The organism is Pseudomonas sp. NBRC 111119 (assembly GCF_001320125.1).
Taxonomy (GTDB): Bacteria; Pseudomonadota; Gammaproteobacteria; order Pseudomonadales; family Pseudomonadaceae; genus Aquipseudomonas; species Aquipseudomonas parafulva.
Window position 1 is genome coordinate 1 of sequence record NZ_BCAV01000081.1, and the last position, 12,898, is coordinate 12,898.

Here is a 12,898-nt window from a genome sequence, read left to right on the forward strand (position 1 = left end):
CCGCGAGTTCTGCATTTTCGAACAGGTAACCAAGGAACTGACTGCCTCCGTTGATCAAGGAGTCGTCCTGGTAAAGGCTGCCGTCCAGGTAGGCAAACCGTGGTTCGTCGAACAGAATGATGAACGTATCTTGTTTGTCGATGAACTGCTTAAGCTGGACGCGATCTTCGTCCGCCCCGAGGGCAAACTGGGTGTCTTCTACGTAAACATCAGCGAGCAACGGGAGCGTGAGGCGTTTCAGGGCGATTCGTGTTTTGTTGATAGCGATCTCACCGACTTCAACGCCTGTCGCAAGTTTTGACAGCAGCAGTTTACCGTTGACGTTTTTAGCGACCCCCAACACCTCAGTCAGCTCGGCGAGTATCGGGTCGACCTCCAGCTTCGGCAGCTCTCGATAGACCCCGCCATCCCGCTTCACCAAGCGGATGATTTTGTCATCAAAGATGGCCTGCCCAAGGATGGCGGTGTCTACTGCCAATTGCGTAGGGTTGGCCGTCAGATCCGATAACTCCAGTGGTCGCGCGAACGCTTCCAGGAAAGGAGACGACGATGGCCCTCCAGCTCGAGGCTGCAGGCGGTCGATGATACTGCACGCAAAATCAACCATTCCCAGATATCCAGCACGATCTGCCCGAAGCGAAATTCGACCGGTTCGCGGTGTCGTAGAGAAGTGCTCGTCCGCTTCAGTAAAGCTATAGCCCAGAGGGGCAAATCGAGCCGAGGAGGCCATGCCCACATTGTTCTGCAAATTCTCGCCTTCGAGCGTTTTGCTTCGCAACGCAAAGCGAGACAACGTCATATGCCGTAGCCGAACCTTGGCAAAAACGGAGGCCTCGCTGGTGAGCCCGCGATCGACATCCTGAGCGCTGATACGCTGCAGGTGACGCTTTGCGAAATCAGCGGGGATTTCGAGCTGGGATTTGAAAATGGCGACGTAATCACGGTGCTCCACGATCAGCAAATACCCGGTTACCCGATCGATCACATCATCTGCGCCAGGTAGGAAAGCGGGTGTCTTGTCGAACTGGAAGGACAGAGCAGACCAGAAGGATGCTCCTTGTGGCTCTCGAATGAACGAGAAAAGGTTGTTCGAGGGGGACGTGTGGGTTGCTCTGATTGCTCGGAACAAGCCTGTGATCGCGACTGCTGTGATCGGTGCTTTTTGGCGGTAGAAGTAGCAAGATTTGCTGGCTTGAAGCTCGTCAATCATGTCCGTGTCCCTACGACGGGTATGAACCGTAAAGTCCGTGAGATCGAACGGTAGCCCAGTGCCATTACGGCTGTCCAGCGGACACGGATACTGACTCCCCCCTCTACGCGGTTTCAAAAAGGGCGACAAGACAGCCCACCCTATGCGGTCGCAGTTTCTGGAGTTCGTTTTGCCTGGAAAGCCCTACGGCAGAGAGATGATGCTCAGGCCGATGGCATTTTCGCCTGATAGACTCTCGACTTTCTGCGGTGTGAGTAGCGGATGCCAATGGGGTGGCGACCTTCTTTGCTCTCGCGACTGTTCGAGAGGTCGGCACCCTGGTGTCTGCCTATCGATAGTACCCGCACAGCGTAACGCTCTGTGGGCAGACGTAGCCGACAGCTTCAATGAAAGGTGAGCAGGAGAGGAACGGCGATTTCGCGTCCTGAATTCGGGTTGTGGAGTGTAGGGTTTTGCGGCTCAATATGAATCGTCTTTTCCCTCCGTCATCCAAGGAATTTCATGATACAGAGGTACGACAGCTCAAAGGTGGTTGTGAAGCGCTTTTTCACCCGGCCCTATGACACGCCTGAACGGGGCGAAAAGCTCATCAGAGAAGCGTTGACCCTGTGCTCCCTCGGCTACCTCAATGATAGCTATCCCGTCAGCGTATTTGCACAAAACAAATTGCTTAAATTGATTCGGTACTGTTCAGGTGGCCAGATTTCCGCGTTCTACGAAGACCTTCAGCAGGAAGTTCATGCTCTTCTCGTGGGCTACTTGACCTTTCAAGCGACAGATGAGCCAGAGGTCGTAGCGGTTGAGATTCTCGCTCAGCTATCCAGGCATGAGCGTGTGGCATGTGAGGCTGGCGCGGTACTGCTGGAGTGGCACAGTAAAATGCTGGAAGAGGTTGGGACAGCATATGAGTAAAGTCTGGTTGACGCTTGCTAAGCGCACCAGGCGCTAAAGGCATGTTGGCGCTCAGCCTGATAGCGGCTCAAACAAGCGGGGCTCGCGCACGACTGCTCCAAACGTGATCGTAGGTTATTGTGGCGATCCGCAGCATGGCCTTCAGCAAGGGGGCTATGTGCCCCGGATTTTGGAAGTGGGAATAATCGCCAAAAAATTGAGAGCGTTCATTGCGTATGAACCATGGATAAGCTGGATTACTGCTAGATATATCAAGGGGCTGCGATAGCAGCCCCTCGGTCATCTCGCCTACTTTACGTAAGCCTTCTCTTCCGCAACCCCAAACTGGTAGGTTACTTGGCGTTGAATCGCCTGGCGGTCACCTACTTGAATCATGTAATTAATGCGCTCGATGTCCAAATCTTTGGTGCACTGCTTTAGCGTTTTTGCGATATTGTAATGGATCTTTCGTACATCCTCAGAATAGTTGAAATTATATTCTGGGTAGTCAATCACCCAAACAGTATCGATGCTATCCAGTTTCACTCACTCTTCTTCGGCGAAAAACTTGTAAGCCTTCTTGCGAACAGCGTTCGCATTTTCAATGTCAAGCGACAGTGTTACATGAGTCATTTCGATTTCCTTAACGACCTTACTACCGGGATGCAGCAAGTTCGAGAAGATCATGTCAGACACTTTGTTCCACTTTCCAGCACTGATGAGTGCCTGAGCTCACAACGTCCTCCGTACGCTACAAAGTACGTGCACGCCGTGGATTGTCCGCGTCAGAGGACATTCGTGCTGGACAGGTCAAAAGCGGACGATATCATTGCGCCACCAGTAAGGACGTGGCCGCATGACAACAGACGCTATCGCACCAGGAAGCGAAATCCTCAAGAAGACACAACGCGGGCTAAGCGCAAACCTGCTTCGTGCCATGCAGGTTTCCGGCATCACCGAGAATGGCGAGCCCAAGAAACTGACGCAGCAGCACCTCTCCAAAGACTCAGGCATTGCGCGATCCACGATCAGTAAGTATCTGACGCAGCACACCGACGCCAACCCTGACCTTGAGACACTCTGCCGCTTGGCGTCCGCGCTTAACATTTCTCCAGCACTGCTTCTGATGAGTGAAGAGGACTGGCTCCAGCTTGCACGTGCACTGCTCGAAGTCGGTCATGTGCGGAATAACGAGTCTATAAGCTCAATGATTGAGGCGCTAGGGAATGAGCAAAATAACCGCCCTATGTATGACCCGGGCTGCCACGGTGCTACGTATGGCCAAGTACGTGGGCGTCGAAAATCGCTCTGATTCGATCTTGGGAAGGAGGGTTCAGCAGGGCATTCTCGCCACTGCTGCTATGCCGGCGCATCCGGATTTCGAGCAAGGCATCTACACACATCTTTTACCTCTGTGCATTGTGATGGGTGCACGGATCATTGACCGGGGAGTAGCCCATGAATCTTGATGAAATCCTGTCGACCTCCAGCATCGAGGCGATTCTATTGGTCTCTGATGCCGAGGATATCAGTGCTGTTGTGAATTACCTCACCGACAACGGGGAAGGTCGACTAGCGTTGGATGGTGACGTCTGCAAGCGTCTCGTGGCTGCCCGTGATGCAGGTCGCTATACAGAGTCCGATCATCAGCTGATCGCAAAAGAGATTCGCCTGTTTGGTGGCAACTCGCTGCTCAACCTGTTCCGCAAAGAAGGGGTTGCATATGACGAAATCGTCAGAGATGTAGCCAAGCACCTCAAGGTCAATTTCGCAGACGATCCCGTCAGCGTGATTGAGCAGGAGATTCTCGGAAAAATCCTGTCTCGTGCATTCGAGCAAATGACTGATGCGGAACGCAAAGCGATCTTGGATGAACTGGGGGTCGCAAGTTACTCGACTGCAGGCCCAGCAGCAGCGATCGCCACCATTTGCGCCGCGAAAGCTGGAGGCTTTGCCACCTACAAGATCGCAGCGATTGTGGCGAATGCCATTGCTAAGGCCATTCTCGGCAAAGGGCTTTCGTTTGTAGCAACGGGCCAGCTTATGAGGAGTATAAGTGTTGCGATTGGGCCTGTCGGGTGGGCGATTACTGCACTGTGGACAGCCGCTGACCTTGCCAGTCCTGCCTACAGGGTTACGGTTCCATGCGTTGTTCAGCTGGCCTACATGCGCCAGAAAGCGATCATGGCACGTACCGTCAAAACCTGCAGTCAGTGCCAGCATCCGATCGCGAATTCAGCGCGTTTCTGCTCAGAATGTGGCAAGGCTGCGGCTGCTTAATTACTAGTTCGTTAGGGTAGGGGTGCCTACCCCCAACAAGAGGAAGTACATGCAAGGAACAATCAAGTTAACGACCTACTGGCATAGGGTCGACTCATTTGAAATGACACGGGAAGACCTTGAGCGTTTCCGGGCTCATATCGTCTCAGAATCGGATGAGCCCATCCGAATTGGAGCCACTGTTTTTAGGTGCGGAAGGGGTTTCATGTGCTTCGCAGATAGCGGAGTGCCTGAGGAATTACACTTCCTTGAGTCCCCCGCGCAAATTGTCGATTTGATTGACGCTGCGCTGAGTAACCTGTCGTCGTGTTAAAGTGCAGAGCCTGCGGGTTCGGGACGTTTTCGTAGCCACGTAGGATCGGGACGCTTCGAACGCTCTCAGTCTCTTATGCACCATGATTCAGGTTTCTTGGAAAAAGGGCCGAGATGGCATGGCAAAGTACGGATGTTGGCATGCCTGAACATCGATAACTCATTTTCATGAGGATGAATCTGATAGGACGCTTAGCCTTGAATGCACCTACCATGCGCAGCCCGCCTAGGCGGAGGCCAGTAGCTTGGCGCTGGAGCTTGATTTAGCCCTTCTCATCTTAATGGGAAAAAAAGGCGCCGAAACCAGCGCCTAAATGAGAGGAGCAGACTTTACGAAAAGGTTTCCGGATCGGGGCCAAGCCTCCGGTTCTGATTCAATCTATTGATGAACTGCACATCATCAGGCGGTAGTTCAAAATCGAAGACCTTGAAGTTTTCGGTAATCCTCGCCGAGGTTACTGACTTCGGAATCGCTATGAGCCCTTGGTCTAAGTGCCACTTAATGATCACCTGGGCGGCTGTACGATTATGCTTCGCTGCAATTTGCTGGATAACAGTATTTCTATCCAAGTGGTGATGCTCCTGTAATCCCAGGAGTCGCTAGCGCCCGGCTAATCGCTTGGGCGAAGACATTTGTACCCGTGACGATTGGGGCTTGTCGTTCAATACTGGCTCATTCATTCGTTTTTGCCAGATATTGAGGCCTTGGGGCGCAATGACGGCAGGCACACGGTAGCCCCACCTGATCGCCCTTGCGGAGTCAGCGTTGGAGGACGTCACTCATGCTTCATGAGCAGGGCTTGCTCCAGCGCAACGGCTAGCGTTTCCAAGGCATCGGCCAGACGGGAATCTTCGCGGGCGTCTCCGCTCGAAGGAACAAATTCCCGGCAGTGGCGCAGCAGCGCGTCGCGATCGTTGTGGTTCAGATCCAGTTGAATGTGCATGTTCAAGGTTTCCGATAGGGTTGAGGTGCCACTGGCGTCCTGGCGCTCAAGCGCGCTTTCGCAGAATATTGCGGGCCGAATGAATGCCATGAGGGCAGGGGATTGAAGGTAGAACAGGAGACGAAGGTGTGGGTTTGCGCCGCTGCGTTTTATCGCGAGGCTCTCACGTCGATAGTGACTGATGCAGTGACCAACTACCGCCGGAAACCTGGCCTGGACAGTTTGACTCGCATCTACGAGCAAGACGTGGGTGCCATCGCCTTCGCAGTACTTGAGCGAGCCCTGCCTCATGCGAATGTGCCACGCACGGATAGCAGTTACATCCCCGTCCGGCAGCAATTGCGGTTTCACGTGAGTTATCACGTGCTCAAACGCCTTGTCGATGACCAAGCCGTGCCCCCTGAACTCAGGGACACCTTGCTCTCAATTGAGCTTGGGCTTTAACTCCAAAGCGGTGGCGCCTACTACTCAGCGAAGCACAGTTCGGCTTGAGAGGCGCTGCTGGCAACTTTGTGCCGGCGGGAAGTAGCAGGACTTGTCGCGCGTACATCTGGAAGCGACGAGACGCCAAGGCTCTTGAGCACGCCCTTGGTTTCGAGGTCTGCAACGTCAGCTTTGAGCCGCTGCACGAGGGCATCAACAGGTTGGTCGCTATCCAGGCTCAACGTCAATGTGAACAGAGTCAGAGGACTCACCCCCATCGATTCACTGATGGCTATCATCTTGTCGACCGTTGGGCTTGAAAGCCCATGCTCCAGCTTCAGCATGTAGCCACGGCTGCTAGCACCCGCCATGTTCTTATGCGTGAGCCCGCGGCTGAGGCGAATGGCTTTCAGTACAGTGGCGAATCCTGTTTTGAGCGACATTAATGCTCCTGGCCAAGGAGAGGTGGAAGGGCCCACGCACATCAGTTGCGGCAGAAAGACCCGACGTAGAGCATCAGAGCGTACCACAGCCACTCTTGCCTCCGACCAAGCAGAGGGATCACAGGTGTTCAACGCTGAGACCCGGCTCTCCCCTGAGCAGGCGATACGCTCGTGCCTGGTGGAGAGCAAGTGCAGAGCTTTCCACTGGTTTCACCTAGGTTTTCAGTGCTTTGTTCTGTATTTAAACTATTTTCCTGCATGCCCCTTGAAAATTTTTTCGCGAGACGGAGTTCTATATTTGAGGACAAGAAAAAAGCGAGTAGTGATGTACTGGCGCAGGTGATCTGCCAGGGTCACAGACGGTTTTGCCGTTCGGTTTTGCCATTTTGCTTTCGCTTCTGACGGTTTCCTGATTTGGCCTCGGTTGCCAGGCCTCCACTTGCATAGCCCCGCAGGGGCTGAGGGGAAATCGCCTTCTTCGCAGCCTTTGGCTGCGCTTACGCTTTGACTACAAACAAAGACCCCGATTTTTTAAAAATTCACAGGCGGTCAGCAGTTCACCGTGCGTGAAGTATGAGCATGCAAACTTATGAAGCCTGACGCTTGTGAACCGGGCTCCACGTAGGCTTCGGTGCAATCGCAATCTTCAATCAGCCCCTTCAAAAAATCCGCATAGCTTTGCTCTGTCTGACCACGCGGTTCAGCTCTATCTTCATATACGCTATGAGCACGCAAGGCGCTCTAAATCGCCCCTCATGAGGATTCGCTGTGTCGCAAGACTTCTACCGTTACCCTGAAGCCACACCACTCACCCTAGAAGCACTACATGCCATTGATTTCGCCACCGTGCTGAACGGTGTGGCACCTCGCTACGACGACATTTGGCATGCACTGGCTGACGCCGCAAGAACAACGCTGGCCAGACAAGAGTTCGCCCAAGCCCGGGTACTCTGGCTCCTGTCCGACCTTTGCTCCATGATGCTCAACCCCTCTAATCCAAACGACCTCTTTAGGCCCTTCGCCATCCTGGAAGGCAAGCGGTCACTGGCCATCACCGATGTAACGGGAGACGAGTTCGACTTCCTCGAATCCGCGATGGATGAGCTCAATACTGGCCTCGTGAAGGCGCGCGTTGCAGAAGTTCTATGGATCACCCCAGGACGACGTCATATCAAGCAGGCTCAGGCGGCTTTGGCGGGGTATCAGGCAGTCCCCTTGAATGAAGATACCTGGTGGCGAGGTGGGGAAGATTGCTGGGGTCGTGCGCTAATGCTGGCGCCAAGGCTCGGGAAAGCCGGCCAGGACATCGCGGAGCAACTATCGAATCGATTGTTCGAGGCACTCGACAAAGAATTCGAAGATCCGTCCCCCATGCTGGCGCCAATAGCGGCCTTGGTACTCAAGAATCGCGTGGTGCACAGCCAAGCAGCTGATCTGCCGTCCAGGTTGGAGGAGGTTGGCCGGAACTCAGAGCGCGCCGGTGATATTTTACGGGCTCGGCGTTGCTATGAGTTGAGCATGGACGCGTACCGTGCTGCTAAAGACCCTGTTTCATCGGCCCGTATGACAGCAGCCCTCGCCAATACGTGGGTGGCGGAAGCGGAGGTGCTTGGAGATGGAGAGGGCGCGCAGCCGTTGATCGCCCTGAACAACCTCGAAAAGGCGTTGCAGATCTACAGAATGGTACCGCAGAGATTCAGGAATCAGCTTGGCGTGACCGTGCTACTGACTCGCTTGCCTCAACGCATCGCAGATGCGGGCAATCGTTCGGTGGGGATGATGCGCATGATCTCATCGCCGCCTACGGACATATCAGACCTGGTCAATGACGCCTTGGAAAAGGTTTCGGGCAAGTCCCCGATTGAAGCACTCCATGCGTTAGCCACGCTGTATCCATTTGCCAAGAAAGAGGGCGCTCGCCAGGCAGCTTTGAACACGTTGCGTGTAGGCTTGATCGGTGCGCTGAGTGGCGCGACATACCTCGACAAGGGTGGGCGTGTGATCGCCAAGACCAACCTATGTCATTAGGCGCTGAACCCTCGCAAGATCACGAGGAGCGCATTTGGGCAGAGATGGTCAAAAACCACGGCTTCATACGCAATCTCACCGTGCAAGGCGGCGTGATCCCAGCACTGGGCGTTATGCAGCGCGAACACTGCTACAAAGAGCAAGATCTGGTTGGGCTTGCCAAGGCGTCGGCTCTGGTTCCGCCTGAGCGGGCGCTCATGGTCGGCAAAGGTCTGTATTGGGGGATGGTGGGTGATTTTGGCATGGCAGTGCACTTCCTCATCCCGCAACTGGAGAACATCGTTCGGTTCCACATGAAAGGCGCGGAACTGAAAACCTCCAACACTGACTTGGAGGGTATCGAGAACGAGAATGGCCTGAGCACGCTTCTGGACGTCGAGGGTGTCGATGCTGTCTTCGGCGCCGACATCGTGTTCGAGATGAAAGCCCTGTTTTGCAGCGCATTCGGGCCGAACCTACGCAACGCGTTCGCTCATGGCCTGATGGACGACGATGATTTCTATTCTGCGGATGCGGTTTACGCCTGGTGGTTCATGTTGAAATGGGTAGCTATGGTTTATTGGGCTCAGTCAGCACAACGCAACAACGCCTCAGGCGATGCTCACCCGACCAGTTCGAATGGCGAAAGCGCACCTGCTGAGGAACCAGAACCAGACGTTACCTAATCTTGCTACCTGCTTGACCTCAACTTTTTCAACGCTGGAATCCAGGCGTGAGGGGTAAGCGGAAGACGGTAGTGCCGGCATGCCATTACGAGGATGGGATCGTACCCATGCTGGATAACAGACAAAGTAGAGTATGCCTCTCCATCGAGGCATACGGCCTCCACCAGTTTCATAGCGAGATCACCGTCAGCGGTAATGGGGATTTCAGTAAAAACCGCGCCATGCGACTGATCATTTTTATACAGGTGCTCTTCAGAATCTGGCCTGACAAACCAGAGCTGGTGGTTACAGTGCCTTAAAGACTCATTTGCGAAGGCTACGAAGTTCTCGGTGTAGTTGCTAGCACCATCAATGGTTGCCCACAGTATGAGCAGAGGGATCAACGAACTACCTGATGTGTGCCACTGTCGATAAGCTTCCGTTTTCTCCTGGGGATGAGAGATCAGATCACGGTAACGAGAAACGTGAGTTGGGTAACGATCATGACAGCGAAAAGCAAACTGGTACTGGTCTAGGGTTTCCTGGCTGTAGCCAACAATCAGTTCTCGAAACCCTTCAATTTGGGAAAGAAAAAGCAATGCTGTAGCAATGTCAGTCGACTGGGAGTCCGCACATGGGCTGAAAAGCGCGTCGTTATTGTTGATCAGATGGAAGATATTTTCCGCCAGCTCTTTGGCACTGGCTTGGTGTAATTTTTTCGAGTCTGAGTCTGTCTCATGCTGTGCTTTCCAAAGCATCCACAGCCCTCGTTGAGAGAGCCTCCCAAGCGTGTCAAACAGCTTAAGACTGGTATCCACTGGGCTGTCGGGCCTCACGGCCGCAGAAACGGCGTCCCTGAAACCTATAATCGGTATCACTTTATCGCCATAGTACTCATCCCAAATTCTGAAGTGCAAATTTATGAGCTCGTCGAAAGTGCTGCGCAGATTTCTTGACTCTTCACCTGTCGTTTTAGTTCTTATAAATTCCCAGGCATGCAAAATTGTTGCTTCGCTGGCTTTGTATGGGGCTTCGAGGTTTTTGGCCTCTCGCGCCCAAACGTAGAGAACTGATAGGCAAATATATGTGCGCCTCAGGGAACTCAGGTCACTTTTTCGACCCTTTGACTCATTTAGTAACAGGCCCTTCAGCAGAGGAACAAAATTTGCGTAAGAAACCTCCGGCTCATCGAGCATCGCGATCGACTTCTGAAAATAACCACGTAGATCTTTGCTAACAAGTTGCTCACGCAGCGTTCCTGCAGCTAACAGGTCAGCAAGCTTGTCTCCATTCCACTCCTCAAAGCTTACGCCATAGCGTTCCGTAAGTTCGGCCATGAGACCTGTCATGCGACTGCGCATGGGTTCATCGACGTCACCTCCAAAGCAGATGCAAATTACTTTTTCCAAGTCTTTGAATTCGGGCGGCACTCTGGATCGAAAGTAGACAAAGACAATGTCGCTTACGGAACTCACCAACGACTGGTTGGTTCTATCCCAACCGTCACGCGTCAAGTCTCCTTTTTTCAAGGTGAAAGCGTACAGTTTCTTTTTGCCGTTTTCATCAGCAGGGCCAACTGCAAGGACGTCTACTCCCGCTTGGTCAGTTCCTCTACCAGGGCGTGAGATTACGTTGTAGCCCAACTCACTTAATAGGTCAGGCAGTACGACATCGAGCTCATCACGCTCGCGCAGCGAAGCGACATATTGCTTAAACACGAGCTTCACGAGTGACTCTCCATCCTGTATAGGAACAGTTGCTTACGCAGCGAAATGGGCGCAAAAAAATACTGACGTGCGATTTCGAGATTGTGTTGGAATGGGGTAGCCTTGGTCTCGACAGTATTATAATTACCGTCAACCGGCCTCAGACTGACGAGTCCATTGCCATAAAGGAGAGTCCGTTCGACGAATATATCAGCTAGGAACGACCCTTTCTTGCCTTCATCAATAGCCTGCTGAACTTGATCACTGTAACGCTCAAACTCCATCTGCCGGTGATGTGCTGGAGGCAAGAGTTCTTTCAACCCCTTAGCTTTATCGATGCCATTCATATAGCGATTTAGGCGGATGATCGCAGCGCTGATCATTTCTGCTGTCGAACCATCACCATTGGCCATAGGAGCTAGACAACCTTGGGCAAGGCTTGGATAGTTAATCAGCACAGGATCGTACAGCAGGTCACCGATCTCTGCCCGCTGCGTCGAAGGAGCTGCTGTGCCCAACAACACAAGGATTGTCGCCAGAGGTATCGGGTAGGCGAAAAAGTTACCCACCGCTTTACGCGCGATGAAGCCGTACTCTTCTGGCTTTAGGTCAAACGAAGAACCTTCACAGACGAACTGGTGGGGTTCTTCCTGGCCCAGCAGCAATCCTTTATGGAGCTCTGTGCAGAGTCGCTGATCTCCCGTTCTAAGCCATCTTACGACCCATGAATTGAGCACACCTGGTTTGCCCTTGAGCAGCTCCTCTACCGTCATGATGAACTGGCTAAGCGTGTGCTCTGATTGGTCATCTCTTAGAAACAAACTCTGCAGAAAGTCTTGGGCATGATTGGCGCCGCCTGCATTAATCAACCGCCCAAGGAACAAGTCTAAATTTGAGCAATCGTAGGGCTGAAGCGTGGCCCCTTCCACCGCGTTAAGCAAAGATTGCCAAAGCGGGGGCGTGAGGCAGCTGGAGCGGTGGGCAAGCGTATAGGCTATTTCTTTAGTTACCGCTGGGGTCACAGGGAGCAAGATCTCGAAAGCGAGATCGTGAAGAGCAACATGAGCAGGTTTCGGAGCCTTTTCAAGCCAGCAGAAGATAGTTTTCAGCAGAGCTGCACGGAGCGAGTCTGACCTGTCTACTTCGGCAGTAGCTCTCAGAGCATTGATCGCGCTTAGCCATTTCTCGTCGTCATCGTACCTTGCGTATCGAAGCCCTACTAAGGCTTGATCCCTGAGAGTCTGATTGGGGTTGGACAGATAAGCGAAGACTCTTGGCCCATGCGTTTGCGCATCCGACCGCATGCCCTGCGAGATGGCTGCTGTCAGCGCTTGGAAGCGCTCGCAGCGCGAGTCCATCTCATCCACGGACTTGAAGATTTGTTCAACGCGGTCTGAACGATCATGACACCAGGTTTCAAGTACCTGAGAAACGTCGTCACTGTCAGCCACTGGCTCGTACAGACGCTCGATGACATCAAGTAAAGTGGGCAGATCGATATTCAGCTTCCCCAAAAGACTCGCATAGACCATCTTGCCTATGGCTCTTCGTATGTCGGTGTACCGGCTCAAGAACTCTTCGGACACCCCCTCAACCAAATCGATGGCGCCGTCATTGTGGACTTGCGCGAGTGTATCGGTGTACGGCCCATACTCGCCGTAATCGCTATTCCAGTAGCTGTTGAAGATGGCGTCAATCAACGTGCCTTCCTGAACCTTCTCCATGATTTCGGCATATGAGGGCACTGCCATGCTGAGTCTCCGTCTGTCCGTAGCGACTGATGATACATTCAAAGTTGGCGAGCACGCCCGGTTTTGTGTCCCGCACAGGAGCTCAGTCGTTGCTGCTTGTCAAAACTCAATCCATGGCGAAGGCTGAACCGATGATTGCTGGGCTGCAGTCAAACTGTACGCGCGCCTCAAGCATCTTCACGGGACTTCACCTGGCCAATTCTTAGCCTGTACCCAAGATTCACAGTTAGGTATAGCGCGACAAAGGTCGTTGCTAACAGCTCTAG

13 protein-coding genes are annotated in these 12,898 nt (G+C 53.2%); 5 read left to right on the plus strand and 8 right to left on the minus strand.

Annotated elements, in window-relative coordinates; translation table 11 throughout:
• On the minus strand, positions 1-1,210 hold a 1,210-nt coding region (locus APH25_RS24315), incomplete at its 3' end, for a hypothetical protein (protein WP_060483627.1).
• 501 nt (positions 1,211-1,711) lie between these two features.
• Between APH25_RS24315 and APH25_RS24320 the strand changes: the two genes are divergently transcribed.
• Positions 1,712-2,122 carry a hypothetical protein gene (locus APH25_RS24320; protein ID WP_060483628.1) on the plus strand — a complete coding sequence of 137 codons (411 nt, stop codon included), beginning with the start codon at positions 1,712-1,714 and terminating at the stop codon, positions 2,120-2,122.
• Between the two features lie 288 nt (positions 2,123-2,410).
• Here the strand turns inward: APH25_RS24320 and APH25_RS24325 are convergent, their stop codons facing one another.
• A complete protein-coding gene (locus APH25_RS24325) occupies positions 2,411-2,647 on the minus strand; it encodes a hypothetical protein (protein WP_060483629.1) in 237 nt (78 codons plus the stop codon).
• Positions 2,648-2,788 (minus strand): hypothetical protein, encoded by a 141-nt coding sequence (locus APH25_RS25590; protein WP_156333273.1) that lies wholly within the window; start codon positions 2,786-2,788, stop codon positions 2,648-2,650.
• Between the two features lie 169 nt (positions 2,789-2,957).
• On the opposite strand from APH25_RS25590, the gene APH25_RS24330 reads away from it, so the two are divergent.
• Together APH25_RS24330 and APH25_RS24335 are read left to right on the plus strand one after the other, a co-directional pair.
• A complete protein-coding gene (locus tag APH25_RS24330) occupies positions 2,958-3,413 on the plus strand; it encodes a helix-turn-helix domain-containing protein (RefSeq protein ID WP_256217614.1) in 456 nt (151 codons plus the stop codon).
• A 146-nt stretch (positions 3,414-3,559) separates the two neighbouring features.
• Positions 3,560-4,381, plus strand: a complete 822-nt coding sequence (locus APH25_RS24335) for a ubiquinol-cytochrome C chaperone family protein (RefSeq protein WP_060483630.1) — start codon at positions 3,560-3,562, stop codon at positions 4,379-4,381.
• A 642-nt stretch (positions 4,382-5,023) separates the two neighbouring features.
• Here the strand turns inward: APH25_RS24335 and APH25_RS24345 are convergent.
• The 3 genes from APH25_RS24345 to APH25_RS24355 all read right to left on the minus strand — a co-directional run bounded on the left by APH25_RS24345 (position 5,024) and on the right by APH25_RS24355 (position 6,503).
• Positions 5,024-5,263, minus strand: coding sequence for an aldo/keto reductase (locus APH25_RS24345; RefSeq protein ID WP_060483632.1), 240 nt, complete (start codon positions 5,261-5,263; stop codon positions 5,024-5,026).
• A 206-nt stretch (positions 5,264-5,469) separates the two neighbouring features.
• Positions 5,470-6,027, minus strand: coding sequence for a hypothetical protein (locus APH25_RS24350; RefSeq protein WP_060483633.1), 558 nt, complete (start codon positions 6,025-6,027; stop codon positions 5,470-5,472).
• Between the two features lie 74 nt (positions 6,028-6,101).
• The gene (locus APH25_RS24355; protein WP_060483634.1) at positions 6,102-6,503 is read right to left on the minus strand and encodes a helix-turn-helix domain-containing protein; all 402 of its coding nucleotides are present in this window, start codon (positions 6,501-6,503) and stop codon (positions 6,102-6,104) included.
• Positions 6,504-7,271: 768 nt separating this feature from the next.
• On the opposite strand from APH25_RS24355, the gene APH25_RS24360 reads away from it, so the two are divergent.
• Positions 7,272-8,531: a hypothetical protein gene (locus APH25_RS24360; protein ID WP_060483635.1), complete on the plus strand. Its 1,260-nt coding sequence runs from the start codon at positions 7,272-7,274 to the stop codon at positions 8,529-8,531.
• Positions 8,522-9,196 carry a DUF4209 domain-containing protein gene (locus APH25_RS24365; RefSeq protein ID WP_082428433.1) on the plus strand — a complete coding sequence of 225 codons (675 nt, stop codon included), beginning with the start codon at positions 8,522-8,524 and terminating at the stop codon, positions 9,194-9,196. The genes APH25_RS24360 and APH25_RS24365 overlap by 10 nt, the downstream gene beginning before the upstream one ends.
• 5 nt (positions 9,197-9,201) lie before the next feature.
• On the opposite strand, the gene APH25_RS24370 is transcribed toward APH25_RS24365, so the two are convergent.
• Together APH25_RS24370 and APH25_RS24375 are read right to left on the minus strand one after the other, a co-directional pair.
• Positions 9,202-10,902, minus strand: coding sequence for a hypothetical protein (locus tag APH25_RS24370; protein WP_060483637.1), 1,701 nt, complete (start codon positions 10,900-10,902; stop codon positions 9,202-9,204).
• Positions 10,899-12,632, minus strand: coding sequence for a hypothetical protein (locus tag APH25_RS24375; RefSeq protein ID WP_060483638.1), 1,734 nt, complete (start codon positions 12,630-12,632; stop codon positions 10,899-10,901). Before APH25_RS24375 ends, APH25_RS24370 begins: the two co-directional genes overlap by 4 nt.
• Positions 12,633-12,898 lie beyond the last annotated feature (266 nt).

What these genes read in the sequence shown, in the direction of transcription:
- APH25_RS24320 (WP_060483628.1), top strand. Translation starts at nt 1,712, where the DNA reads ATGATACAGAGGTACGACAGCTCAAAGGTGGTTGTGAAGCGCTTTTTC.
- APH25_RS25590 (WP_156333273.1), bottom strand. Translation starts at nt 2,788, where the DNA reads ATGATCTTCTCGAACTTGCTGCATCCCGGTAGTAAGGTCGTTAAGGAA.
- APH25_RS24365 (WP_082428433.1), top strand. Translation starts at nt 8,522, where the DNA reads ATGTCATTAGGCGCTGAACCCTCGCAAGATCACGAGGAGCGCATTTGG.
- APH25_RS24335 (WP_060483630.1), top strand. Translation starts at nt 3,560, where the DNA reads ATGAATCTTGATGAAATCCTGTCGACCTCCAGCATCGAGGCGATTCTA.
- APH25_RS24330 (WP_256217614.1), top strand. Translation starts at nt 2,958, where the DNA reads ATGACAACAGACGCTATCGCACCAGGAAGCGAAATCCTCAAGAAGACA.
- APH25_RS24375 (WP_060483638.1), bottom strand. Translation starts at nt 12,632, where the DNA reads ATGGCAGTGCCCTCATATGCCGAAATCATGGAGAAGGTTCAGGAAGGC.
- APH25_RS24355 (WP_060483634.1), bottom strand. Translation starts at nt 6,503, where the DNA reads ATGTCGCTCAAAACAGGATTCGCCACTGTACTGAAAGCCATTCGCCTC.